This is a genomic window from Microbacterium sp. CCNWLW41, assembly GCF_037083505.1.
On record NZ_JBAOJP010000004.1, the window covers coordinates 588798 to 612732 of the forward strand.

The 23935-nt window shown below is 71.1% G+C and carries 21 protein-coding genes; 6 read left to right on the top strand and 15 right to left on the bottom strand.

Annotation, left to right across the window (positions count from 1 at the left end):
• Window positions 1–17: 17 nt before the first annotated feature.
• From V6R91_RS18025 to V6R91_RS18035, 3 genes are all read right to left on the bottom strand, one after another.
• A complete protein-coding gene (locus V6R91_RS18025; protein ID WP_271061995.1) occupies window positions 18–689 on the bottom strand; it encodes a 2-phosphosulfolactate phosphatase in 672 nt (223 codons plus the stop codon).
• A 44-nt stretch (window positions 690–733) separates the two neighbouring features.
• Window positions 734–2677 (bottom strand): 1-deoxy-D-xylulose-5-phosphate synthase, encoded by a 1944-nt coding sequence (dxs, locus tag V6R91_RS18030; RefSeq protein ID WP_271061996.1) that lies wholly within the window; start codon window positions 2675–2677, stop codon window positions 734–736.
• A 63-nt stretch (window positions 2678–2740) separates the two neighbouring features.
• Window positions 2741–4039 (bottom strand): citrate synthase, encoded by a 1299-nt coding sequence (locus tag V6R91_RS18035; protein WP_336396303.1) that lies wholly within the window; start codon window positions 4037–4039, stop codon window positions 2741–2743.
• 106 nt (window positions 4040–4145) lie between these two features.
• Here V6R91_RS18035 and V6R91_RS18040 point away from each other — a divergent pair, with 106 nt between their 5' ends.
• Window positions 4146–5309: a citrate/2-methylcitrate synthase gene (locus V6R91_RS18040; protein WP_336396304.1), complete on the top strand. Its 1164-nt coding sequence runs from the start codon at window positions 4146–4148 to the stop codon at window positions 5307–5309.
• Window positions 5310–5335: 26 nt separating this feature from the next.
• Here V6R91_RS18040 and V6R91_RS18045 read toward each other — a convergent pair whose 3' ends face one another.
• The 5 genes from V6R91_RS18045 to dut form a co-directional block, all read right to left on the bottom strand.
• The gene (locus V6R91_RS18045; RefSeq protein WP_336396305.1) at window positions 5336–6316 is read right to left on the bottom strand and encodes an Abi family protein; all 981 of its coding nucleotides are present in this window, start codon (window positions 6314–6316) and stop codon (window positions 5336–5338) included.
• Window positions 6317–6602: 286 nt separating this feature from the next.
• Window positions 6603–9482: an aconitate hydratase gene (locus tag V6R91_RS18050; RefSeq protein WP_174522545.1), complete on the bottom strand. Its 2880-nt coding sequence runs from the start codon at window positions 9480–9482 to the stop codon at window positions 6603–6605.
• Window positions 9483–9591: 109 nt separating this feature from the next.
• Window positions 9592–10389: a DUF3159 domain-containing protein gene (locus V6R91_RS18055; RefSeq protein WP_336396306.1), complete on the bottom strand. Its 798-nt coding sequence runs from the start codon at window positions 10387–10389 to the stop codon at window positions 9592–9594.
• Window positions 10386–10997 (bottom strand): DUF3710 domain-containing protein, encoded by a 612-nt coding sequence (locus tag V6R91_RS18060; protein ID WP_336396307.1) that lies wholly within the window; start codon window positions 10995–10997, stop codon window positions 10386–10388. The genes V6R91_RS18055 and V6R91_RS18060 overlap by 4 nt, the downstream gene beginning before the upstream one ends.
• On the bottom strand, window positions 10994–11467 hold the full coding sequence (dut, locus tag V6R91_RS18065) for a dUTP diphosphatase (protein ID WP_336396308.1): 474 nt from the start codon (window positions 11465–11467) through the stop codon (window positions 10994–10996). Before dut ends, V6R91_RS18060 begins: the two co-directional genes overlap by 4 nt.
• A 13-nt stretch (window positions 11468–11480) precedes the next feature.
• On the opposite strand from dut, the gene V6R91_RS18070 reads away from it, so the two are divergent.
• On the top strand, window positions 11481–11960 hold the full coding sequence (locus V6R91_RS18070) for a DUF3093 domain-containing protein (protein ID WP_231820848.1): 480 nt from the start codon (window positions 11481–11483) through the stop codon (window positions 11958–11960).
• Window positions 11961–12034: 74 nt separating this feature from the next.
• Here V6R91_RS18070 and V6R91_RS18075 read toward each other — a convergent pair whose 3' ends face one another.
• Entirely contained in the window at window positions 12035–12328 is a 294-nt protein-coding gene (locus tag V6R91_RS18075; protein ID WP_067247723.1) for a DUF4193 domain-containing protein, read from the bottom strand.
• A gap of 232 nt (window positions 12329–12560) precedes the next feature.
• On the opposite strand from V6R91_RS18075, the gene sepH reads away from it, so the two are divergent.
• On the top strand, window positions 12561–13610 hold the full coding sequence (gene sepH, locus V6R91_RS18080; protein WP_271062444.1) for a septation protein SepH: 1050 nt from the start codon (window positions 12561–12563) through the stop codon (window positions 13608–13610).
• A gap of 299 nt (window positions 13611–13909) precedes the next feature.
• Here the strand turns inward: sepH and V6R91_RS18085 are convergent, their stop codons facing one another.
• Entirely contained in the window at window positions 13910–15073 is a 1164-nt protein-coding gene (locus tag V6R91_RS18085) for an alkaline phosphatase family protein (protein ID WP_336396309.1), read from the bottom strand.
• Window positions 15074–15169: 96 nt separating this feature from the next.
• On the opposite strand from V6R91_RS18085, the gene V6R91_RS18090 reads away from it, so the two are divergent.
• Both V6R91_RS18090 and V6R91_RS18095 read left to right on the top strand, forming a co-directional pair.
• Window positions 15170–17620 carry a DNA gyrase/topoisomerase IV subunit A gene (locus V6R91_RS18090; RefSeq protein ID WP_336396310.1) on the top strand — a complete coding sequence of 817 codons (2451 nt, stop codon included), beginning with the start codon at window positions 15170–15172 and terminating at the stop codon, window positions 17618–17620.
• On the top strand, window positions 17617–18138 hold the full coding sequence (locus tag V6R91_RS18095; protein WP_336396311.1) for an AAA family ATPase: 522 nt from the start codon (window positions 17617–17619) through the stop codon (window positions 18136–18138). Before V6R91_RS18090 ends, V6R91_RS18095 begins: the two co-directional genes overlap by 4 nt.
• 29 nt (window positions 18139–18167) lie before the next feature.
• Here V6R91_RS18095 and V6R91_RS18100 read toward each other — a convergent pair whose 3' ends face one another.
• From V6R91_RS18100 to V6R91_RS18110, 3 genes are read right to left on the bottom strand one after another with little or no spacing between them, the layout of a single operon-like run.
• Complete coding sequence (locus tag V6R91_RS18100) at window positions 18168–19067, bottom strand: arginase family protein (protein ID WP_336396312.1); 900 nt, start codon at window positions 19065–19067, stop codon at window positions 18168–18170.
• A 12-nt stretch (window positions 19068–19079) separates the two neighbouring features.
• Window positions 19080–19550 carry a GNAT family N-acetyltransferase gene (locus tag V6R91_RS18105; protein ID WP_336396313.1) on the bottom strand — a complete coding sequence of 157 codons (471 nt, stop codon included), beginning with the start codon at window positions 19548–19550 and terminating at the stop codon, window positions 19080–19082.
• Window positions 19547–21652 carry a DNA gyrase/topoisomerase IV subunit B gene (locus V6R91_RS18110; protein ID WP_271062671.1) on the bottom strand — a complete coding sequence of 702 codons (2106 nt, stop codon included), beginning with the start codon at window positions 21650–21652 and terminating at the stop codon, window positions 19547–19549. The genes V6R91_RS18105 and V6R91_RS18110 overlap by 4 nt, the downstream gene beginning before the upstream one ends.
• 180 nt (window positions 21653–21832) lie before the next feature.
• Between V6R91_RS18110 and V6R91_RS18115 the strand changes: the two genes are divergently transcribed.
• Window positions 21833–22048 carry a DUF7455 domain-containing protein gene (locus tag V6R91_RS18115; RefSeq protein ID WP_067247707.1) on the top strand — a complete coding sequence of 72 codons (216 nt, stop codon included), beginning with the start codon at window positions 21833–21835 and terminating at the stop codon, window positions 22046–22048.
• 91 nt (window positions 22049–22139) lie between these two features.
• On the opposite strand, the gene V6R91_RS18120 is transcribed toward V6R91_RS18115, so the two are convergent.
• Both V6R91_RS18120 and V6R91_RS18125 read right to left on the bottom strand, forming a co-directional pair.
• Complete coding sequence (locus V6R91_RS18120; protein ID WP_336396314.1) at window positions 22140–23183, bottom strand: alanine racemase; 1044 nt, start codon at window positions 23181–23183, stop codon at window positions 22140–22142.
• On the bottom strand, window positions 23183–23890 hold the full coding sequence (locus tag V6R91_RS18125) for an alanine racemase C-terminal domain-containing protein (RefSeq protein ID WP_336396315.1): 708 nt from the start codon (window positions 23888–23890) through the stop codon (window positions 23183–23185). The genes V6R91_RS18120 and V6R91_RS18125 overlap by 1 nt, the downstream gene beginning before the upstream one ends.
• Between the last annotated feature and the right edge of the window lie 45 nt (window positions 23891–23935).

The window sequence follows — 23935 nt, forward strand, 5'->3', positions numbered from 1 at the left end:
CGCGGGCACGCCCCTCATCAGCGCTGCGGCGTGTCCCGAAGCACCCGCGGGGTGAACACGCCGCCCCGGAGCTCCGCCACGACCGTACTCGCGTCGAGCTCGGCGGCCAGACGGATGTCCGTCTCGGCGTCCGGGTACTGCTCGGGCCGCGCACGGAGGTGGCGAGCCGAGCCGCTCGCGCTCACGAGGTGCCGCAACGCCCCGCGCAGGCTTCGGAACGACTCCGCGGTGAGCATCGCCTCTGGCGACACATGGTCGATCCCGCGTCGGATCAGCGCGTCGATGACCGCACCCGCGCCCAGCTGGTCCTCCACGGCGAAGCGCAGACGCGGGTCGCCCGACGCGATCGCCTCGCCGGCGGCGATCACGGCGACGCTCGTTCGCCGGTCCCGCCGCACCTGTTCGCGCAGGATCGCCTCCGCGACGGCGTCGGCGTTTCGGAGGCTGCCGGCGAGGACCAGGGCGCCGGGCACGGTCGCCGCGGCGGCCGCCACCGGGGCGCCGTTGATTGAGGGGGCATCGTGCAGCGGCGTCGTCTCGGAACGCTCGGCCCGGACCGTCACGGTCGTCGTGAACCTCAGCACGTCGAGGACCACCACGACGTCCGCCGGTGCGAGCCGGTCGAGCCCCGCGGCGCCCCACTCGAAGCGCACCTGGTACATCGCCTGATCGAAGGCGGGATCACGCATCGGTCCCGTCTCGGCGGCGCGACGGACCGCGCCGAACGGCGGGCTCACCGGGCCTCGTGGAGCGGGAGGTCGATCGCGCCGGTCTCGCCGGTCTGACGGGCCACGGGGATCCGCTTGCCGAGGACCTGGGCCACGACGTCCTGGGCGATCTTCGGCGCCGTGAGGCCCGCCGCCTCGAGGATCTGTTCGCGCGAGGCGTGATCGATGAACTCGTCCGGCACACCGAGCTCGTCCACCGCCGTGTCCACTCCCGCCTCTCGCAGCACCTGTCGCACACGCGTGCCGATGCCGCCCACCCGGATGCCGTCCTCGAGCGTGATCACGAGGCGGTGTCGCGCGGCCAGCTCGATCACAGACGGCTGCACCGGGATGGCCCACCGCGGGTCCACCACCGTGGCGCCGATCCCCTGGGCGCGCAAGCGGTGCGCCACGTCGAGCCCCAGGGCGGCGAAGGGGCCGATGCCCACGATCAGGACGTCCTCGGCCTCACCCCGGAACAGCACGTCCGTGCCGTCGGCGCGACGCTCGATCGCGGGGATCTCCTCGGTGGCCGCGCCCTTCGGGAACCGGATCACGGTGGGCGCGTCGTCGACGCGGACGGCTTCGTCGAGCGCTTCCCGCAGGCGCACGGCGTCGCGAGGGGCCGCGATCCGGATGCTCGGGACGATCTGCAGCATCGCGAGGTCCCAGATGCCGTGGTGGCTGGGACCGTCGGGTCCTGTCACGCCGGCACGGTCGAGGACGAAGGTCACGCCGGCACGGTGCAGTCCCACGTCCATCAGCACCTGATCGAACGCGCGTCCCATGAACGTGGCGTACACGGCGACCACGGGGTGCAGCCCGCCGTACGCGAGACCGGCCGCGGACGCGACGGCGTGCTGCTCGGCGATGCCCACGTCGTACACGCGGTCGGGGAAGCGTTCCGCGAACGGGGCGAGGCCCGTCGGCCGGAGCATGGCCGCCGTCATCGCGATGACGTTCGGCTCGCGGGCGCCGACGTCCACGAGCGCGTCCGAGAACACGTCGGTCCAGCTGCGCCCGCCGGACCCGCCGAGCGCACCGCCCGTCTTCGGGTCGATCTTGCCGACGGAGTGGAACTGATCGGCCTCGTCGTCGAGAGCGGGCTGGTAGCCGCGCCCCTTCTCCGTGATCGTGTGCACGATCACGGGTGCGCCGAACTGCTTCGCCATCTCCAGCGTCTCGGTGAGCGCCTCGATGTCATGACCGTCCACGGGGCCGAGGTACTTGATGTCCAGGTTCGAGTACAGCGCCTCGTTGTTGACGAATCTCGCCAGGAACCCGTGGGTTCCGCCTCGGACGCCGCGGAAGAGGGCGCGGCCGAACGGTCCGAAGGCCCGGAACAGCCGGTCCGACTTCCGGTGCAGGTCGCGGTAGGCGCCCGCCGTCCGCACCCGGTTGAGGTAGCGCGACATCCCGCCGATGGTCGGCGCGTAGGAGCGGCCGTTGTCGTTCACGACGATGACGAGGTTCCGGTCGTTGTCGTCGGTGATGTTGTTGAGGGCCTCCCAGGTCATGCCACCGGTCAGGGCGCCGTCGCCGACGACGGCGACCACATGACGGTCGGCACGTCCGGTCGCCGTGAGCGCACGGGAGACGCCGTCCGCCCAGCTCAACGAGCTCGACGCGTGCGAGGACTCCACGACGTCGTGCGGGCTCTCCGAGCGCTGCGGATAGCCCGCCAGACCGCCGCGGGAGCGCAGACCGGAGAAGTCCTGGCGCCCGGTGAGCAGCTTGTGCACGTAGGACTGATGCCCGGTGTCGAAGATGATCGGGTCATCCGGCGAGGAGAACACGCGGTGCAGTGCGATCGTGAGCTCCACGACGCCGAGGTTCGGCCCGAGATGCCCGCCCGTGCGGGCCACGTTCTCGATGAGGAAGGCGCGGATCTCCGCCGCCAGCTCTTTGAGCTGACCCGGAGAGAGGTCGTCGAGATCGCGCGGACCTGAGATCCCGGGGAGAATCGCCACCGTGCCTGCCTCCTGCGAGCTTGTCCGGCGCCGCCTGTGTGGCGTGCACCGCATCGTCCCAGACTACCGAGCCCTGCTCACCGCCTGCTGGACATCCGCCGGATCCGGGCCCGTGTACCGGCCCCGCGGCCGCAGCCGCAGAGGCGTCCGCCCGTACTCGTCCAGGGCGTGCACGCACCAGCCCGCGGAACGCGCGATCGCGAAGACGGTCTCGCCTGCGTCATCGGGCATGTCCCAGGCGAGCATCATCGTGGCCAGTGCGAAATCGATCGACGGTCGCAGGCCGGTCCGGCTGCGGACGAGACCGGAGACGCTCTCGGCCGCCTCTCGCGCCCGGACCACAACGGGGTCGGAAAGCTCGTCCAGGGCCGACAGGAGGGTGCGGGCACGGGGATCCCCGTCGGGATACAGGGGCTGCCCGAAGCCCGGGACGCCGGATCCGCCGCGCCGAGCCGCCGCTCCGACGGCCGCGGCCGGTTCCGCGCCTGCGGCCACCTCGCGGAGCATCCGGACCGCCTCGCCGCTCACCGCCCCGTGCAGAGCGGAGTCGAGCGCTCCCAGCCCCGCCGCCACGACCGCGTACGGATGGGCCCGCGCCGACGCGGCGGCCCGGGCCGCCACGGTCGATGCCGCCATGTCGTGATCCACCAGCAGGACGAGCGCGGCGTCGAGGACGGCGACCCGATCCGACGCCGCGGCCACAGCGGTCAGGCGGGGCCAGAGACGGCGGGCGATCGGCTCGTGCGGGGCCGGCGCCGGGCCGAGCAGCGGCAGCGCGTCGGTCAGGCCCCCGATCAGGCGGACGGCGACGCGGGCGACCGTCGGCGGCGCGAGATCGAACCGCTCCGGATCCGTGGCCGCCAGCGCGGAGACGGCGCTGAGCAGGCGGCTGAACGCCGGTGCCTCGGAGGGAAGCACGTCGAGAGCGCGGCGCGCGTACGACACCGTCCCGGGCGACGGCAGCGGCTCGGCGTCCGGGTCCGGTCGCGCCGTCTCGTCCAGGAGCCAGCGCACCACGGCGTCGAACCGGCCGAGACCCGCGCCGTCGACGTCTCCCGCGCCGAACACGAGGTCGGTCACCGGGATCCCCCGGTACCAGAGCTCGCCGTCGTCGATCAGTGCGACGTCCGTGTCGATGACGCCGAGCGGGCTGCCGTCCGAACCGGCTGCGGGTGCCGGACCGCGGCCGGCCTCGGGCTGGCGTCGCCGCGACCGGGCGAAGCGCTCGACCTCCAGGACGTCGAAGGAGGATCCACGGCCGTCGCGTTCTCGGGAGATGAGCCCGCGCGAGACATAGGCGTAGAGCGTCTCGGTCCTCACCCCGAGCCGGGCGGCGGCCTGTGCGGCCGTGAGTCGGTCCATCTCGCTCCCATTGATTCGATCAACATTGACGATAGCGCCGTCCATGTCGGATCGTGAAAGCGATCCCGTCGCGTCCGGCGACGGGAAGGAGCAGAGGAGCCGACGCATGGCCATGACCGTGGAACGCGATGACGACCGCCCCATCGAGGTGCCCCGCGGCCTCACGAACGTCGTGGTCGCGGAGACGGCGATCGGTGACGTCCGGGGCGCCGAGGGGACCTTCCATTACCGCGGGGTCTCCGGACCGGAGCTCGCAGCCGATGCGCGCTTCGAGGACGCCTGGCACCTTGTCGCCCTCGGCGCGCCGCTGCCCGACGACGCCGCCAGGGCCGCGTTCCGCCGGCGGATCGGCGCCCTGCGCACCCTGCCCACGGAGGCCGCCGAGGGCCTCGCTGCGCTTGCCGGGAGCGGCCTGGACCCCATGGCATTACTGCGGACCGGCATCGCGCTGGTCACGGCCGCGGACGGCAGACCTGCCCTCTACGACGAGGATCCGGACGGCCGGATCGACGACGCCCTGCGGATCGCCGCGGTCGCTCCCACGCTCGTCGCCGCCCAGCACCGCCTCGGCGCCGGCCTCGCTCCCGTCCTGCCCGACCCGTCGATGGATCCGGTGACGGACTATCTCCGCATGCTCACCGGCGAGAGGCCCGACCCCCGTCTGTCCCGCGCGCTCGCGACGTACCTCACGGCGGCGATCGACCACGGTTTCAACGCCTCCACGTTCACCGCGCGTGTGATCGCCTCGACCGGCGCCGACCTCGCGTCCTGCGTGGGCGGGGCCCTCGGCGCGCTCTCGGGCCCGCTGCACGGCGGCGCGCCCGCCCGCGCGCTGGAGATGCTCGACGACGTGCGGGATCCGGATCACGCCGACGCCTGGGTGCGCGAGCGCGTCCTCCGCGGCGAACGGATCATGGGTTTCGGGCATGCCGTCTACCGCACCGAGGATCCGAGATCCCGGCTGCTGCGGGAGGTCGCGCTCGCGTTGCGCGCCGACGGGTTGGCCGGATCCCGGGTCGATCTCGCCGTGGCCGTGGAGCGGACCGTCATCCGGGTCCTCGAGGAGCTCAAGCCCGGGCGCTCGCTGCGCACCAACGTCGAGCTGTACGCGGCCGTCGTCATGGAGGCGTGCGGGATCCCCCGTGAGCTGTTCACCCCGACGTTCGCCGCGGCGCGGATCATCGGCTGGGGCGCGCACGCGGTCGAACAGGCCGGCGACGGCAAGATCCTGCGGCCGTCGTCCCGCTACGTCGGACCCGAGACCGCCTGAGGTCTCGCTGCACGGTTCCCGATGATCTACACCTCGGGGCGGCGCCAGAAATCGTCCTGTGCCCATTCTGGCGGCACCCCCATGCCGGCGAGGTTCATAGCTGGGCGCGTGCCGATCAGCTCATGCAGCCGCCCAGCCCAGCTACTGTGCGGCGAGACGGTGCGCATGATCGCCTGGAGGGAAACGAGCACCGGATAGAGCCGTCTGAGCGAGCGTTTCGGCAACGCCTCAGGTGTGCGCAGCCACGCGATTGACGGAGAAGTGGGGATCATTGGATACACACCGAGGCCCACGTTCCAGAGTCGGCCGTGATGCGCACAGATGTTTCGGACCCGGACGTAAGTCTGCAGCCACGACTCGAGGACAGGGCTCGTCAAGCCCAGGCACGAGGCGACCGCGGTCCGATCCGACCGTCGCTTCAGGTTCCGGTACAGGTTGGTGATCTGCCCGATCGTGAGGGTTTCGACCATCAACCACGAAGGCGGCATCTCCGGAGTCCCGTAAGTGGTGAGATAGTGCTCGAGCGCTGACCTGTGGATCACCGCCGCGTTTCTCCGCCCCGTGCCCGACTCCCCCGTATCGCCTTCCACGACATCGACCGGCTCGGCGACCGCTAGCAGCCGCGTGTCCGAAGTATCCCGAACGATCTTAAGAAGGCCCCCGTGTCGGCCAAGGTGGTGGAAATGGCCGGGGTCCACATACCAGAACGGATTGTCGTACGCCGTCGACATATGGTCGGTGAGCGCTGCCCTGACCGCGACTTCGACGCGCTCCAGCGCGTCGATCACCAACAGCCGGAGGGCTCGGTCGAATACATACAGGTCGAGGACGTCGTCGAACGATGTACCTTCGTGAAACAGGTGATCCGGTCGGCTCATCTGAAACGGGATCGCGTAGGGCGAGAGCCGGTAGTAGCCGATGTGCCGGAGGTAGCGAAGAGCCCGGTCGCGATCCGGGATCACCATGCCACGCTCGGTCAGTCGGTTGACGAGCTGGTCCAGCGTCATCGCGGGTTTGTCGTAATGGTGCGTCCCGCGCAGACGGGGTGCGCGGGGCGGTTTGGGCATCCGGCGATCGTCCTTGGCAGTGGGCAAAGAAAATCCCCCAAGTGCGCATCGTGGAGAGGCGTGGGGGATGTAGTAACGAGAGGTTACCACACGAGCTACGGCGTGACCGAGATCGGTACACGAGTACGCCACAAACAGGAAAAGCACGCGCAGAAGCGACACCCCCGAAGAACACGGAAGGACCCCCGAGAGTCTCGGCTCTCGGGGGTCCCTGTGTCCTCGCGGCTCAGACCAGCGAACGCAGCACGTACTGGAGGATGCCGCCGTTGCGGTAGTAGTCGGCCTCACCGGGGGTGTCGATCCGCACGACCGCGTCGAACTCGATCGTCTGCTTCCCCTCGGGCGAGAACTCGCTCGGCTCGGCCGTGACCTTGACGGTCTTCGGCGTCACGCCCTCGTTGAGCTGCTCCAGGCCCGAGATCGACACGATCTCGGTGCCGTCGAGGCCGAGGGACTCCCACGACTCGCCGGCCGGGAACTGCAGCGGGACGACGCCCATGCCGATGAGGTTCGACCGGTGGATGCGCTCGAAGCTCTCGGTGATGACCGCCTTCACGCCGAGGAGGTTCGTGCCCTTGGCCGCCCAGTCGCGCGACGATCCCGAGCCGTACTCCTTGCCGCCGAAGATCACCAGCGGCGTGCCCTGCGCCTGGTAGTTCTGCGAGGCGTCGAAGATGTACGCCTGCGGACCGCCCGGCTGGGTGAAGTCGCGGGTGAAGCCGCCCTCGATCTGCTGTCCGTCGTTGACGGCCTTGACCAGAGCGTTCTTCAGGCGGATGTTCGCGAAGGTGCCCCGGATCATCACCTCGTGGTTGCCGCGGCGCGAGCCGTACGAGTTGAAGTCCTTCTGCGCCACGCCGTGCTCGGTGAGATACTGCGCGGCCGGGGTGCCGGCCTTGATGTTGCCGGCGGGGCTGATGTGGTCGGTCGTCACCGAGTCGCCGAGCGTCGCGAGCACGCGGGCGCCCGTGATGTCCGTGACCGGTGCCGGCGTGCGCTCCATGCCGTCGAAGTAGGGGGCCTTGCGGACGTAGGTCGAGTCCGCGTCCCACTCGAAGATCGGGCCCGTCGGGGTGGGAAGGCTCGTCCAGCGCTCGTCCCCGTCGAAGACGGTGGCGTACTGCTTGATGAACTGGTCGCGCGAGATCGACGAATCGATGATCTCCTGGACCTCCTCGGGGGCGGGCCAGATGTCCTTGAGGAAGACGTCGTTCCCGTCCGCGTCGGTGCCCAGCGGGTCCGACTCGAAGTCGAAGTTCATGGATCCGGCCAGGGCGTAGGCGACCACCAGCGGCGGCGAGGCCAGGTAGTTCATCTTGACGTCGGGGCTGATGCGCCCCTCGAAGTTGCGGTTGCCGGAGAGGACGGCCGTGACGGCGAGGTCGTGCTCGTTGATCGCCGCGGACACCTCCTCGATCAGCGGGCCGGAGTTTCCGATGCAGATCGTGCAGCCGTAGCCGACGGTGTAGAACCCGAGACCCTCGAGGTCCTTGTCCAGGCCGGACTTCTCGTAGTAGTCGGTCACGACCTTCGAACCGGGGCCGAGCGTGGTCTTGACCCAGGGCTTCTGCTTCAGGCCCTTCTCGAGCGCCTTGCGGGCGAGCAGGCCCGCGGCGATCATCACCGACGGGTTGGAGGTGTTCGTGCAGGACGTGATCGCCGCGAGCGTGACCGCACCGTTGTCCAGCAGGTACTTCTGCCCGTCCGGAGTCTTCACCTTCACCGGCTTGGACGCCACGTGCGGCGACCCGCTGGAGATCAGCACCTCGCCCGTGTGGGTGTGCTCATCGCCCGGCACCGCGCCCGGGTCGGAGGCGGGGAAGGTGCCCAGTGCGTCCGCGTCGACGATGTCCTCCGACGTGGACGGCGTGGCGTAGTTGACGATGTCCTTCTCGAACTGGGACTTCGCCTCGGACAGCAGGATGCGGTCCTGCGGACGCTTCGGGCCGGCGATCGAGGGCACGACGGTTCCGAGGTCCAGCTCGAGGTACTCGCTGTACTGCGGCTCGTTGGCGGGGTCGTGCCAGAGCTTCTGCTCCTTGGCGTACGCCTCGACGAGCGCGACCGCCTGCTCCTCGCGGCCGGTCAGGCGCAGGTAGTCGAGCGTGACGTCGTCGATGGGGAAGATCGCCGCGGTCGAGCCGAACTCCGGCGACATGTTACCGATGGTCGCGCGGTTCGCGAGCGGGACGGAGGCCACGCCCTCGCCGTAGAACTCGACGAACTTGCCGACGACGCCGTGCTTGCGCAGCATGTCGGTGATCGTGAGGACGACGTCGGTGGCCGTGACGCCCGCCGGGATCTCGCCGGTCAGCTTGAAGCCGACCACGCGCGGGATGAGCATGGAGACGGGCTGGCCGAGCATCGCCGCCTCGGCCTCGATGCCGCCGACGCCCCAGCCGAGCACGCCCAGGCCGTTGACCATCGTCGTGTGCGAGTCGGTGCCGACGCAGGTGTCGGGGTAGGCACGGAGGACGCCGTTCACGGAGCGGTCGTAGATGACCTTCGCCAGGTGCTCGATGTTCACCTGGTGCACGATGCCCGTGCCCGGGGGGACCACCTTGAAGTCGTCGAAGGCCGTCTGGCCCCAACGGAGGAACTGGTACCGCTCGCCGTTGCGCTCGTACTCGATCTCGACGTTGCGCTCGATCGCGTCCGGGCGCCCGAAGAGGTCCGCGATCACGGAGTGGTCGATCACCATCTCGGCCGGCGAGAGCGGGTTGATCTTGCTCGGGTCGCCGCCCAGGGCCGTCACGGCCTCGCGCATGGTGGCGAGGTCGACGATGCAGGGGACGCCGGTGAAGTCCTGCATGACCACGCGGGCCGGCGTGAACTGGATCTCCGTGTCCGGCTCCGCCGACGGGTCCCAGCTGCCCAGCGCCTCGATCTGCGCCTTGGTGACGTTCGCGCCGTCCTCGGTGCGCAGCAGGTTCTCCAGGAGCACCTTGAGACTGAAGGGAAGCTTCTCGAAACCGGGCACGGTGTCGATGCGGAAGATCTCGTAGTCGGTGCTGCCGACCGTCAGGGTGCTCTGGGCACCGAAGCTGTTCACCGTGGACACGAATCCGTCTCCTTCTGATCGGATGGGAGCGACAGGCGACTCCATCTTGCTCGCCCGCTGGGCGACAGGGCTAGCAAGGCGGACCTAACCAGTCTGCGCCTCGACCCGGGCGAGCGAAAGGGTGTCGATTTATCTTGATGTCGAGATAAATCTATCACGCATCCGGTGAGCGATCGGCCGCTTCCTTGGGCGCGTCGCGCGGGTACAGAGCACGGACAGCGAGCCAGGTGACGGCGACCATCGGCGCGAACAGCGGCAGACCCATCACGATCTTCAGCGTGCCCAACGCCGTGACGTTCCCGGCGAAGTAGAGCGGCAGCTGCACGGCGAGACGGGCGAAGAACAGCGACGCCCATGCGACGGTCAGCCAGAAGAACACACGACGCTTGCGGCGATCCGCGCGCCAGGCCTGCCCCTCCCCCATGAGCAGTCCTGCCGCGACGCCGATGAGCGCCCACCCGACCAGCGCGGAGACGAGCAGGACCGAGCCGTAGATCGCGTTGGTGAAGAAGCCCGGGACGAAGTTGTCCTGTCCCCGGCCCGTCCACAGCGCCAGCCCCGCGGCGAAGGCGACGGCGACCAGGCCGCCGATCGCGGCGGACGGCGGAGACTTCTGCACCAGGCGCACGACGGAGAACACCGCGGCGAGGCCGACGGAGATCCCGAGCGAGAGCACGAGCGGCTCCGGCCGGAGCGTGTAGATCAGGACGAATGCGAGGCTCGGGAGGACGGACTCCAGCACGCCCCGCCAGCCGCCCATCGCCCGCCAGACCACGTGACCGGCGCGGGCGTCGGCGGGCGCGTCGATCCCCATCCGGCGCGCAGCGCCGCCGAGCGCCGAGGCGAACGCCTGCGAGGGATCGGCCGGCGGCGGCGTGTATCGCGCGTCGGCGGGCGCGGGGTCTTCCGCGTCGTCGGCGCCGCGGGACGGGTCCTCGCGCGGAACGCTCACGCCGTGCCGGGTGCCGCGGGCATCCGCAGCGGGATGAGGTCCCGCGGCGGCATCGGCGAGCCGCCGCGCACCACGACGATGGAGCGGAACAGATCCTCGACCGCCGCCGCGGCCTCAGGATCTGAGGTGGCCGCGCCGCCGATGACGCCGCGCAGGAACCACCGCGGCCCGTCCACGCCGACGAACCGGGCGAGGCGCAGGCTGGCGCCGTCGCCGGCGACCGTCGGCACCTCGGCGAGCAGCTCGGCGCCGAGCGCGGTCTCGCGCTCCTCCACGCGGCCGCCCTGCTGGGTGATCTGCTCGCGGATCTGGGCGCGCGTCTCCTCCCAGAGACCCGACGACCGCGGGGCAGCGAACGGCTGGACCTGAAGGGTCGAGTCCGCGTAGTCCAGGCCGACGGCGACGATGCGCTTGGTCTGCTCCTCGACCTCGAGGCGGAGGTTCAGTCCCTCGCGCGGGAGGATCTTGATGCCGCCGAGGTCGATGTACGGACGAACAGGATTCGCCTCCGTCTCGTCGAACGGCCCGTCCACGGAGCGGTCCCCGTGCAGGGCCGGGGCCTCCTCGGCGGCCGGCTCTGTCGGCTCGATGCTGTTGTCGTCGGTCATGCTCTCTCCTCCGCGCCGCTCGGGACGGCGCTCTGGGTCTGGTAGCCGCTGGAGCCGAACCCGCCCGCTCCGCGGACGCTGTCCTCCAGCGAATCCACGGGGATGAAGCGGGCTCGGGTCACCGGCATCACGATCATCTGGGCGATCCGGTCGCCGGGCGCGATCTCGTACGCCTCGCGCGGATCGGTGTTCAGGAGGCACACCTTGATCTCGCCGCGGTACCCCGCGTCGACCGTCCCCGGGGAGTTCACCACGGTGATCCCGTGCTTGGCGGCCAGACCGCTGCGCGGGACGACGAACGCCGCGTATCCCTCGGGGAGGGCGATCCGCACTCCGGTGCCGATCAGGGCCCGCTCCCCCGGCGCCAGCACGACCGCCTCGGTCGAGACGAGATCCGCGCCCGCGTCACCGGGGTGGGCGTAGGCAGGGACCTCGGGGGCGATAATGGGGACGTCCACGGTATCGGTCACGAGAAAGAGGCTAATGCAGAACCTCGCCGACGACGCGCGTCCGCGGTACAGCGAGCGTCTCACCCCCAGTCTCTGGCTCTTTCTGGCCGCCGCCGTCGGAGGACCCATGGTCACGCTCACACTGATCCCGGTCGGCTCGGTCGTCGCGCTCGTGATCGGCTGCGCCGCCACGGCGGCGATCATCGGCCTGATGGTCCTCGCCTCTCCGCGCGTACGGGTGGGCCGGCGGACGCTCCGCGCCGGCAGGGCGCACATCGATGCGCGGTGGCTGGGCGAGCCCTCGGCGCAGACCGGAGAGGCGGCGCGCGTCGCGCGGGGAGCGGGCCTTCCGGCACGCGGATGGCATCTGATCCGCGGCGGCATCGACGGGGTGGTCGTGGTGCCGATTCTCGATCCCGACGATCCCGCCCCCACCTGGACCCTCTCGACGAGGACCCCCGACCGCCTGGCGGCGGCGATCGACGCGGCCAGACGCACGGCCGCCGACGGCTGACCGCGCGCGCGACCGTCACCGGAAAGCAGAACGCGCCCTGGACCGGAGCGGTCAGGGCGCGAACGTCCGTCGGGTCAGGCGGCGCATTCCTTGCAGATCGGGCCCGACGCGTCCTCGTGGTCGAGCTGCGAACGGTGCTTCACCAGGAAGCAGCTCATGCAGGTGAACTCGTCCTGCTGAGCCGGGAGGACGACGACGTCGAGCTCGACGTCGGACAGGTCTGCGCCGGGCAGGTCGAAGTTGCTCGGGTTGTCGGAGTCCTCGTCGCCGACCGAGCCCGACAGCTTGTCGGGGACGCGCTCCTTGAGAGCCTCGATGGACTCGCTCTCGTCTTCGCTCTTGCGCGGGGCGTCGTAATCGGTTGCCATTGCGGTGATTCTCCACTTTCGTGATGCGAGTGGCGCGGTGCCGGGGGTATCGCTTGGTGCCGACTCAGCGGCGTGCCGTCGGGTGTTCGGCGGCCATAGTTTGCACGACCCGCGATCGTTTGGCAAATGCCGCGCTTCCGCCGATCCAAACTCGCGGCACGCCCACGCTATTCCCGTCCCGCGTCCGGGGCCCGTGACACGATGGGCGCACACCCATCAGAGGGGCTCTGCCATGGAACACGTCACGATCGTCGGCACCGAAGACAATCTCCTCGTCCTCGCGACGGAGTCGGGGACGCGCTTCGCCCTGCCCGTCGACGAGGTCCTGCGCGCCGAGATCCGGCGGGCGCGCGCACGCCAGGAGGAACGGGCGGCTCCGCTGGCCGCGAGCCCCCGGGAGATCCAGGCCCAGATCCGTGCCGGCCTGTCCGCCCGCGAGGTCGCCGAGCTCCTCGGCGTCCGCGTCGAGGACGTCGAGAAGTTCGAGGGACCCGTGCTCGCCGAGCGCGAGCACATCGTCGGCCAGGCCCTGGCCGTCCCCGTCCTCATCGGGAGCGAGGTCGAGCCGGATGCACAGCCCACCTTCGGGGTGGCGATCCGCGCCAAGCTCGCCGACGTCGGAGCGACCGCCGAGCGGTGGGCGAGCTGGAAGGACGAGTCCGGCTGGATCATCAAGCTCGAGTTCACCGCGTCCGAGGTCGACCACGACGCCCGGTGGAGCTTCGACCCCCGCCGCAGCGTCCTCTCGCCCCTCAACGCCGACGCCACCCAGCTCTCGCGTCAGGGCTCGCTTCCCGAAGGGCTGATCCCTCGCCTGCGCGCCCTCGACAAGGAGCGCCCCTCCCCCTACAAGGACGACTCGCGCTTCGACTCCGGCGCGTTCGGACCGAGGCTCGTTCCCGCCCCGAGCGAGTCGCGGGAGGACGGTCGCGAGGAGAACGCCGCGCCGCAGCGGTCCGCGCCGGCCGTCCAGGAGGCCGCGACCAACCGCGCCCCGCAGGTCGCCTCGACGCCGTCGGACACCGCCGATCTGCTCGAGGCGCTTCGGCGACGCCGCGGTCAGCGGGAGCCGGCGCCGAGCGCGGACGAGACCGACGAGGCACCCATCGCCCTGTTCGACGCCCTCGAACCCGGCTACCGCGCGGGCACGGAGGATACGACTCCCGATCCCGCTCCGCAGCCTTCGGCGCCCGCATCGCACGACGAGTCCGGCTCCCGTCGTCGCCGCCGCGAGATGCCCTCGTGGGACGAGATCGTCTTCGGCGCACGCACCGACGACTGAGCCCCGCCCGCGTCCCCCGAGCGTCCGCGCCCTCGCGCTCCTCGTCGCCGGATCAGGCAAACACGCCAGAACAGGCACTCCTGTACCCAATCCGCCTGAACTCGCGCGTTCGCCTGATCCCACGCGCATGCCCCACCTCGCGCGTGGCTCGCGCGCAAGACCCAGCCCACCGCCAGATCAGGCAAACACGCCAGAACAGGCAGCGCCGCATCCAGACCGCCTGAACTCACGCGTTCGCATGAACCCACGCGTATGCCGGAGCCGGCGCGCGGGGGCAGGAGGATCCGGTGACCGCTGGGTCAGCGGGCGAAGGCGCCCATCCGCAGGATGGGGACGCGGAGCTCCTCCGGAGTCAGCGAGCCGTGCTGGCCGACCATGTCCTGGGCCTTCTGATCCTCCGCCGCCCCGTCGTACAACGCCCAGGTCCCCCGTGCCGGGATCACGAGATCACCAATGCGAGAGGCGGCGTCCGCGGTGACCTCAGACCCGAACAGGCCGCCGGCGATCGCCTCATCCCGGGTGAGCACATCCGCGGCGCCCTCCGTCCCGGCCGCCCACGCGCTGCGCGCAGAGCCGAGGCGGTCCGGATCGTCGAGGTAGACGTGCAGCATGCGCGGCTCGCCGCCGATGTGCGCCACCCCGTCCCGCATCGGACCCGATTCATCCACGATCAGGTGTCGGTGACGGGGGACGTCGACCATGCCGTGATCCGCGGTCACGAGCACACCGACGCCACGCGGGACAGGAACGGAGAGCGCCGCGTCGATGTCCTCCAGCGTGGCCACCCACTCGGCCGACGCCACACCGTCCCGGTGCCCGGCCTTGTCCGCCTCCGGCAGATAGCAGTACACCAGGGCCCCGTCGTTCTCCTCGGCGAGCCCGAGGGCGAGCGCGACCCGGTCGGCCCCGGACTTCGCGGCGTGGAACTCGGCGCCGCGCAGCGTCGCCGCGCTGAAGCCGCTCCGCGCGTAGGCGGGCAGGCCCACGGCGTGGACGGGGTGGCCGAGGGCGCGCGCACGCTCGAAGACGGTCGGCTCACGCTGCCATGACGCCGGATCGATCCGCTCCTGCTCCCACCCGCTGAGCTGGTTCACGAGCCGGCCGCGCTCACGGTCGAGGACCCGGTAACCGACGAGCCCGTGCCGCCCGGGCGCGACTCCTGTGACGAGACTCGTCAGGGCGGATGCGGTCGTGGACGGGAAGACCGAGAACGCGACGTCGCGCTTGGTCATGACCGACGCCAGGGTGCGGGCATGACCCGCGTGCGCGCGCAGCTGCGCCGCGCCCAGCCCGTCGATCACGACGAGGACTGCCGAGCGCACCGCGGGCAGCGGCTCGGCCTCACCGCGGTTCACGGAGGGATCGGCATCACCACGGAGTCCGCCGAGGGCGTTGAGCAGGTCCTGCGCCACCCCGGTGATGCTCCGGGCGGTCGGCGGCACGGCCGGTAGCATAAGGGTCATCCGAGCCAGTCTCGCACGAGTGCCTTCGTGTGAGTCCCCGGCCGGACCCGGCGTCGAGGACCGCCTCCGCCGGCACCCGACCGACGCAGGAATCCCATGCCCCGCAGCACCACGCCGCCCGAGCCGATCGACGAGCGCATCCAGGACATCGACCTGACCAGCGAGATGCAGGGCTCGTATCTCGAGTACGCCTACTCCGTGATTTACTCGCGCGCGATCCCGGACGCCCGCGACGGCATGAAGCCCGTGCAGCGGCGCATCCTGTACCAGATGGCCGAGATGGGCCTGCGTCCCGACCGCGGCCACGTCAAGAGCGCCCGCGTCGTGGGCGAGGTCATGGGAAAGCTCCACCCCCACGGCGACTCGGCGATCTATGACGCCCTCGTGCGGCTCGCCCAGGGCTTCGCGCTGCGGGTGCCGCTCGTCGACGGGCACGGCAACTTCGGATCGCTGGACGACGGTCCGGCCGCCTCCCGCTACACCGAGGCCCGCCTCGCGCCGCCGGCGCTGGCGCTGACCGAGAGCCTCGACGAGGACGTCGTCGAGTTCATCCCCAACTACGACGGCCAGTTCCAGCAGCCCTCCGTTCTGCCCGCCGCCTTCCCCAACCTGCTCGTCAACGGGGCGAGCGGGATCGCCGTGGGCATGGCCACGAACATGGCGCCGCACAACCTCATCGAGGTGGTGGCCGCCGCGATCCACCTCCTCGAGCACCCGGAGGCCACGACCGAGGAGCTCATGGAGTTCGTGCCCGGCCCGGACTTCCCCTCGGGCGGGATCCTCATGGGCCTCGACGGCGTGAAGGACGCCTACGCCAACGGCCGCGGCGCGCTGAAGGTCCGCGGAAAGGTGTCGATCGAGTCGCTCGGCCCTCGGCGGACCGGGATCGTCGTCACCGAGCTGCCGTACATGGTCGGCCCCGAACGCCTGATCGAGAAGATCCGCGACGCGGTGCAGTCGAAGAAGCTCCAGGGGATCAGCGACGTCACCGATCTCACCGACCGCAACCACGGCATGCGGATCCAGATCGGGATCAAGACGGGCTTCGACCCGAACGCCGTGCTGGAGCAGCTGTACCGGCTGACCCCGCTCGAGGACTCGTTCAGCATCAACAACGTCGCCCTCGTGGAGGGACAGCCCCGCACCCTGGGGCTCAAGGAGCTGCTGTCCGTCTACGTCACGCACCGGCTCGAGGTGGTCACCCGTCGCAGCCGCTTCCGTCTCGCGCGCCGAGAAGAGCGTCTGCACCTGGTCGAGGGGCTGCTGATCGCGATCCTCGACATCGACGAGGTGATCCAGGTCATCCGCTCCTCCGACGACGGAGAGCAGGCCCGGGCCCGGCTCCGCGACGTCTTCGACCTCTCGGAGCCGCAGGCCGAGTACATCCTGGAACTGCGCCTGCGCCGCCTGACGAAGTTCTCGCGGATCGAGCTGGAGAGCGAGCGCGACAAGCTGCAGGCCGAGATCGCCGAGCTCCGCGACCTGCTCGGCAGCGACGCCCTCCTGCGCGCGCAGGTCGCGCGCGAGCTGGACGCCGCGGCCGAGCAGTACGGCACGCCCCGGCGCACCATGCTCCTCAACGCCGCACCGCCCAAGCCCCGCGTCGCCAAGGGCGCGGCCGTCGACCTGCAGATCGCCGATACCCCGACGGTGGTCGTGCTCTCCACGACCGGGCGCGCCGTGCGCGTGGACCTCGCCGAAGGGCAGGAGCTCGCCGCGGGGGCGCGGCGCAGCAAGCACGATGCGGTCCTCGCGACCCTCGCGACCAGCACCCGGAGCGAGATCGGTGCGGTGACGAGCGCCGGTCGGGTCCTCCGCTTCTCCCCCGTCGACCTGCCCTCGGTGCCCTCGTCGTCCGTCCACCTGGCCGCCGGGGTCCCGCTTCGCGACTACATCGGCGTTCTCGACAAGAGCGAGAAGGTGCTGGCCCTCGTCCGCTTCGACGACGACACGCCGCTGGCGCTCGGAACACGCACCGGGGTGGTCAAGCGGGTGGTGCCATCAGGCCTCGCGGCGCGTCCGGAGGTCGAGGTCATCGGGCTCAAGGCGGGTGATGCGGTCGTCGGCGCCGCCGCGGCCCCGGACGACGCCGAGCTCGTCTTCGTCAGCTCGGATGCACAGCTGCTGCACTTCCCTGCGTCGTCAGTGCGTCCCCAGGGCGGAGCCGCCGGCGGAATGGCGGGGATCAAGCTCGCCGCTGGAGCGGACGTGGTGTCGTTCTCGGTCGTGACGGATGTCGCGGACGCGGTCGTCGTCACCGTCTCCGGCGCGGACGGCGTGCTCGCGGGCACGGATGCGGGTCGGGCGAAGGTGTCCTCGTTCACGGAGTTCCCCGGGAAGGGCCGTGCCACCGGCGGCGTCCGCGCCCACTCGTTCCTCAAGGGCGAGGACAGGCTCCGCCTCGCCTGGGCCGGTCCGGCGCCTGCGCTGGCGGTCGGCCCCGACGGTGCCGCACGCACCCTGCCGGAATCGGGAGCCAAGCGGGACGCGTCCGGCCAGACGCTGGACGGCGTCGTGGGATCGGTCGGCCGGGCCCTCGGCGCATGACGGGCTCCGTCGTCCTGGTCTCCGGTCTCCCCGGCGTCGGCAAGACCACGATCGCTCGTGCGCTCGCCACCGCCGCGCCGAGGGGTGTGCACCTGGACAGCGATGACATCGGCGAGTCCTTCATCGTGTCCGGGCTGGTCGTCCCCGGCGCCGAGCCGGCGGACGAGGCCGAACGTCAGCTCGCCCTGCGCCGCGAGAACCTGTTCGCTCTCTCCCGGAACTACACCGCCGCCGGCTTCGACGTCGCGATCTCCGATGTCGTGCTGTGGCCGGGTCTGCTGCGCGCGTACCGTATCGGCGTGTTCGCACCACTCCGGTTCGTGCTGCTCACCGCCTCGCCCGAGACGGTCTCGGCGCGCGACGCGGGGCGGGACAAGCAGGTGGCCGCCGCCTGGACCCATCTTCGTGCCGCGCAGGACGCCTGGCGGGCACCCGGCCTCCGCATCGACACCACGACGTTGACCGCGGAGGCGACGCTCGAGGCGATCCACGACGGCTGGGACGCGGCGCTGGTCTGACGCCAAGACGCGCGCGGATCGACGTCGGTTCAGCCGGTCCGCGTCCGCCCGAGGTCTTCGAAGCCCTCGGCGATGACACGGGAGAGGGCCCGCGCGTGCACGCCGTCCGGATCAAGGTCCGGGTCGAAGATCGTGACGGACGCTCCCCACGCGCCGGGGGCGAGGCCCCGAAGCAGATCGATCAGCTCGTCCGGCGAGAGGCCCCCTGGATCCGGGCTGTCGACCGCCGGCATGTGGATCGGGTCCAGGACGTCCACATCCACCTGGATCCAGTACCCGTCGTTCATCCCCGGCACGGAACGAACCCGCCCGGCCGCCCTCGCCCCGCCGTGCAGGATCACCTCCGATGCGGGGATCACGAGCGCCAGCGCCGCCTCGACCTCCGCGAGATCCTCGTCGTCGTCCCGGCATCCGATGTGCGCCACGCGATCCCCCGCGACGTAGGGGCCGAGCCCGTCGATGTCGGCGATCGCGGGGATGTGCCGGCCGACGAGCGCGGCCAGTCCCTCGCCGCCGACGGCGCCCACCGCGGGGCTGTTACCGAGGTGTCGGAAGTCGGTGTGCCCGTCGACATGCACGAATCCGCCGCCGGCGACGCGGGTGGCGAGTCCGGCGCCCACGGCGATGCTGCAGTCGCCGCCCAGCACCAGCGGAGCGAGCCCGTCGCCGCGGAGCCCGACCAGGCGGGCGGCCAGGCGGCGGGCGTGCTCGACGATCGCCTCCTGGTTGCGGACGACGTCGTGCGGGCGCGGTGCATCGACATACCGCCCCGGCAGCACCACCCCGGCGTCGACGGCGCCGGCGCGAATCAGCCGCTCATGCAGTCCGGCCTCGCGCAGAGCCTCGGGCGCCTTCGCCGTCCCGGGGACCGCGCCGGGCTCGGGCGGGTTCAGTCCGAGGTTGGTGGGCGCCGAGAGGATCGCGATCATCGTCCCAGTCTGTCAACCGGCACCGACACCGGCCACCGCGGAGTCACGGTGCATCCACACGTCGATCCCGTCGTCCTCGTCGACCACGAACCCGTGCCGTGCGTACAGACGCTGCGCGGCCGAGCCCACCAGCACCTGCAGGCGCAGACGGGCCATGGGCGCCTCGGCGCAGAGCATCCGCAGGACCGCGGACCCGATGCCTCGGCCCTGGTGCGCGGGGTCCAGGTAGAACATCTCCAGCCACAGGTCGCCGCCGTCCGGCCGGAGCGTCACGGTGCCGACGGTCTCCTGATCGATCAGGATCATCCGGGTGTTCCCGGGCGAGAAGTGCGCGACGACGCGGGCCCGCGATCGCTCGGGGTCCCAGTCCACGAGCCGCGCCAGGTCCGCGCGCAGCGTCAGCGCCTTGAGCGCGACCACGGTCTCGAGGTCGCCGGACGTGGCAGGACGGAGGACCGGATCGCCCGCGGACAGCCGGGTCACGCGTCGATCGACTCGCGGGCGAGCTGGTCCGCGGAGTCCACGATGAACTCGCGCCGCGGTGCGACCTCGTTGCCCATCAGCAGCTCGAAGACGCGGCCGGCCTCCTCCGCGTCCTCCATCCGCACGCGCCGGAGCAGGCGTCCCGACCGGTCCATCGTGGTCGTGGCGAGCTGCTCGGCATCCATCTCGCCGAGACCCTTGTACCGCTGCACGGGCTCGTGCCAGCGCTTGTTCTGCTTGCGGAGCTTCGCCAGCAGGCTGTGCAGCTCCTGCTCGCTGTACGTGTAGATGGTCTCGTTCGGCTTGGATCCGGGGTTGATCACGATCACCCGGTGCAGCGGCGGCACCGCGGCGAAGACCCGGCCGTCCTCGATGAGCGGACGCATGTACCGGAAGAACAGCGTCAGCAGCAGCGTGCGGATGTGCGCGCCGTCCACGTCCGCGTCGCTCATCAGGATGACCTTGCCGTAACGCGCGGTCGAGAGATCGAACGACCGGCCCGAGCCGGCGCCGACGACCTGGATGATGGATGCGCACTCGGTGTTGGACAGCATGTCGCTGACCGACGCCTTCTGCACGTTGAGGATCTTCCCTCGGATCGGGAGGAGCGCCTGGTACTCGCTGTTGCGGGCGTGCTTGGCGGTCCCGAGCGCCGAGTCGCCCTCGACGATGAACAGCTCGGACTCGGTGACGTCGTTCGTCCGGCAGTCGACGAGCTTGGCGGGCAGCGAGGAGGACTCCAGCGCGTTCTTGCGACGCTGCGTCTCCTTGTGGGCGCGGGCCGAGACGCGCGCCTTCATCTCCGCGACGACCTTGTCCAGCAGCATGGAGGCCTGGTTCTTGTCGTCGCGCTTGGTGGATGAGAAGCGCAGGCCCAGCTCCTTGCGCACCACCTGCGACACGATCGTGCGCACGGCCGGGGTCCCGAGGACCTCCTTGGTCTGCCCCTCGAACTGCGGTTCGGGCACGGTGACCGTGAGGACGGCGGACAGCCCGGCGAGCACGTCGTCCTTCTCGATCTTGTCGTTGCCCGCCTTCAGGCGCCGGGCGTTCTGCTCCACCTGGCTGCGCATGACCTTCAGCAGTTCCTGCTCGAAGCCCTGCTGGTGCGTGCCGCCCTTGGGCGTCGCGATGATGTTCACGAAGGAGCGGATCGTCGTGTCGTAGCCCGTCCCCCAGCGCAGGGCGATGTCGACCGTGCACTCCCGTTCGACCTCGGTCGCCCGCATGGAGCCGTCCGGCTGCAGGACCGGCACCGTCTCGGTGAACGAGCCGCTCCCCTGCAGCCGCCAGGTGTCGGTCACCGGGGCATCGGTGGCCAGATACTCGACGAACTCCGAGATCCCGCCCTCGTACAGATAGGACGTCTCATTCACGGTTCCGGCATCCTCGCCGTCCGCTCCGCGCGACGCGCGCTCGTCGCGCACGACGATCTCGAGCCCCGGCACAAGGAACGCCGTCTGCCGCGCCCGGTTCTCCAGATCGGGCAGCTGGAACGCCGCGTCCTTGGTGAAGATCTGGCGGTCGGCCCAGTACCGCACTCGCGTGCCGGTCACGCCCTTCGGCGCCTTCCCGACCACCCGCAGCTCGCTGCTCTTCTCGAACGGCGTGAACGGGGCGTCCGGTCGCGGCGCGCCGTTGTCGTCGAACACCCCCGGCTCGCCGCGGTGGAACGACATCGCGTAGGTCTTCCCGCCACGGTCGACCTCGACGTCCAGACGCTCCGACAGCGCGTTGACGACCGATGCGCCGACGCCGTGCAGACCGCCCGAGGCCGCGTAGGAGCCGCCGCCGAACTTCCCGCCCGCGTGCAGCTTCGTGTAGACCACCTCGACGCCCGTGAGCCCGGTCCGCGGCTCGACGTCTACCGGGACGCCGCGTCCGCGGTCCCGGACCTCGACGCTGCCGTCGGCGTGCAGCACGACGTCGATGCGCGTGCCGTTGCCCGCGACGGCCTCGTCGACGGAGTTGTCGATGATCTCCCAGAGGCAGTGCATGAGCCCCGGGGACCCGTTCGATCCGATGTACATGCCCGGGCGCTTGCGAACGGCTTCGAGGCCCTCGAGAACCTGCAGATGATGGGCGGAGTACTCGGCGGTCACAATGCTCCATTTTATCGGCCTCTACGCGGCACCCTCGGAGGACACTCCCGTCCGGCCCCCTCGCGGGCGTGCGGCGTACGCGCTGAGCGAAACACGCCGTCGCGCGGGCATGACTCCCAGGTCCGCGTGGTTGTATTGAGCACGCTCCACCGCGTACCCGACAACCGAGGAGGCACCGAGATGAACGCGACAACCGAACGGGAAGCGCCCGCCTTCGAGCACCGCCTCACGGCGATGGATCGCTGCGACTCCTGCGGCGCGCAGGCCTACATCGCCGCCGTGGTCAACGGCAGCGAGCTGCTGTTCTGCGCCCACCACGGTCGCAAGTACGAGGAGAAGCTGCGTGCCGTGGCCACGAGCTGGCACGACGAGACGGCCCGCCTCCTCGACGCCTGACCGTCCCACCGACTGATCGAGACCCCGCGCCCTGCCACAGGGCACGGGGTCTCGCCGTCTCCACGCGGAGCGCCGCTCGCGGGCGAGACCGTCAGGACACGTGACGACGCCGCACGCGCGACGCCAGGCGGGTGAGGATCTCCTCCCCGACCGTGTCGATGCTCTCCGCCAGCGTCGTCGCCGACGACTCTCCCCTCGTGCCGGGGCCGAACAGGACGACCTCGTCGCCGGGAACGGCCCCGGGCCAGGCCTCGACGCGGACGGTCGCGAGCTCCACCGCGCGCAGTGGTCGGGGCCCGACAGGGGTGCCGACGTCGACGCGACCGGCCAGGATGCTGGGGATCCCGTCGAGCGCGCCGATCCCGACGACCGCCTCTCCGTCCCGGACCTCCTCGACGCGCGCGCACAGCGACGCGATCGGGGCGAGGCCCGGCAGTTCGGGGCCGTCCGCGGACCGGATCCCGTAGCAGAACGCACCGACGCGGACGAGGGATCCGCGCAGCTCCGGCCGCGCCCAGGTCGCGGCCGACGCCGTCAGATGGGTGAGCGGCGACGACGCTCCGGCGCGCGCCGCCTCGTCCACCGCGCCGAGGAAGCGCCGGTGCGCGGCGTCGTCCTCCTCGTCGCTGGCCTCGGCGATATGGCTCCAGACGCCGACAAGGTCGGCGTTCGCGTGGCCGCCGTCCCCGAGGACGCGGTCGAGCCCCTGAGCCCATTCCCCCGCCGACAGTCCACTGCGATGCAGGCCGGTGTCGATCTTCAGGTGGATGCGGGCGCGCGCGCCGACGCGCTCGGACTGCGCGAGGACGCGCTCCAGGTAGGCGAGCGAACCGACCCCGAGGTCGACGCCGGCGATCAGCGCCTCGGCGATCTCGTCGTCCGCGGACGTCGCCCAGGCGAAGAGGCGCGGGCCGGCGCCGATGGCGTCGCGTAGGCCGACCGCGGTGGGGATGTCGTAGGTGCCGACCCAGTCGACGCCCGCTCTCACAGCGGTCTCGGCGGCCCATCCGGCGCCGTGGCCGTACGCGTCGTCCTTGACCACGAGCATCAGGGAAGACGGTTCCACACGGTCACGGAGGACGTCGAGGTTCCGACGGAACACGGTCTCATCGATGCGGAGCTCCGGACGAGTCATCACGCCTCCCAGGCCCGATCGCTGCGCTGCCCGGCCACCGCCACCAGCTCCGGGATCGAGAGCCCGGTGTGCGAGGCCCACGTGGCGAGAGCCCCGGCGAGCGGGCCGCGGCCGCCGAAGTAGGTCACCTCCGCATCGTCCGGGACCTCGACGTCGCCGATGTCCAGCACGCAGACGTCCATGGCGATGCGCCCGACGATCGGGAACACCGCGTCCCCGATCGCCGCGTGGGCGTGGCCGCCGAGGGAGCGCACGACCCCCTGGGCGTAGCCGCCCGTGACCAGTGCCAGGCGGGAGTCGCGCGGTGCGCGATACCGATAGCCGTACGAGACCCCGGCTCCCGCGGCGATCTCCTTCGTGGACAGCACGCGGCCCGTGAGCCGCATCACCGGTTCCCCGCGAAGAGTGCCGTCCGGCAGCGGCAGGCCGTAGAGCAGGTGCGGATCCAGGTCGGGTTCCACGTCGACCGACGCGGTGATCCCCTCGAGACGCAGCGCGCCGGCTTCGGCGTCGGAGTCGACGAGGACGCCCCGCGCGCCCGCGGCCACCACGGCCTGCGCCACAGCGAGAAGGCCGTGCCCCCACGCGTCCCGGCGGAGGTCGGCGATCCCCGGCCCTCCCGCGTCGACCGCACGAGCGGCGCCGAGCGCGAGCGCGGAGCGGGAGATGAGGGCTCGCAGCATGGCGCTCCGGGACAGCTCACTCACTCCGCCAGCCTACCTTTCGCCCTGACCGCAGCCTCCGTGAGGAGG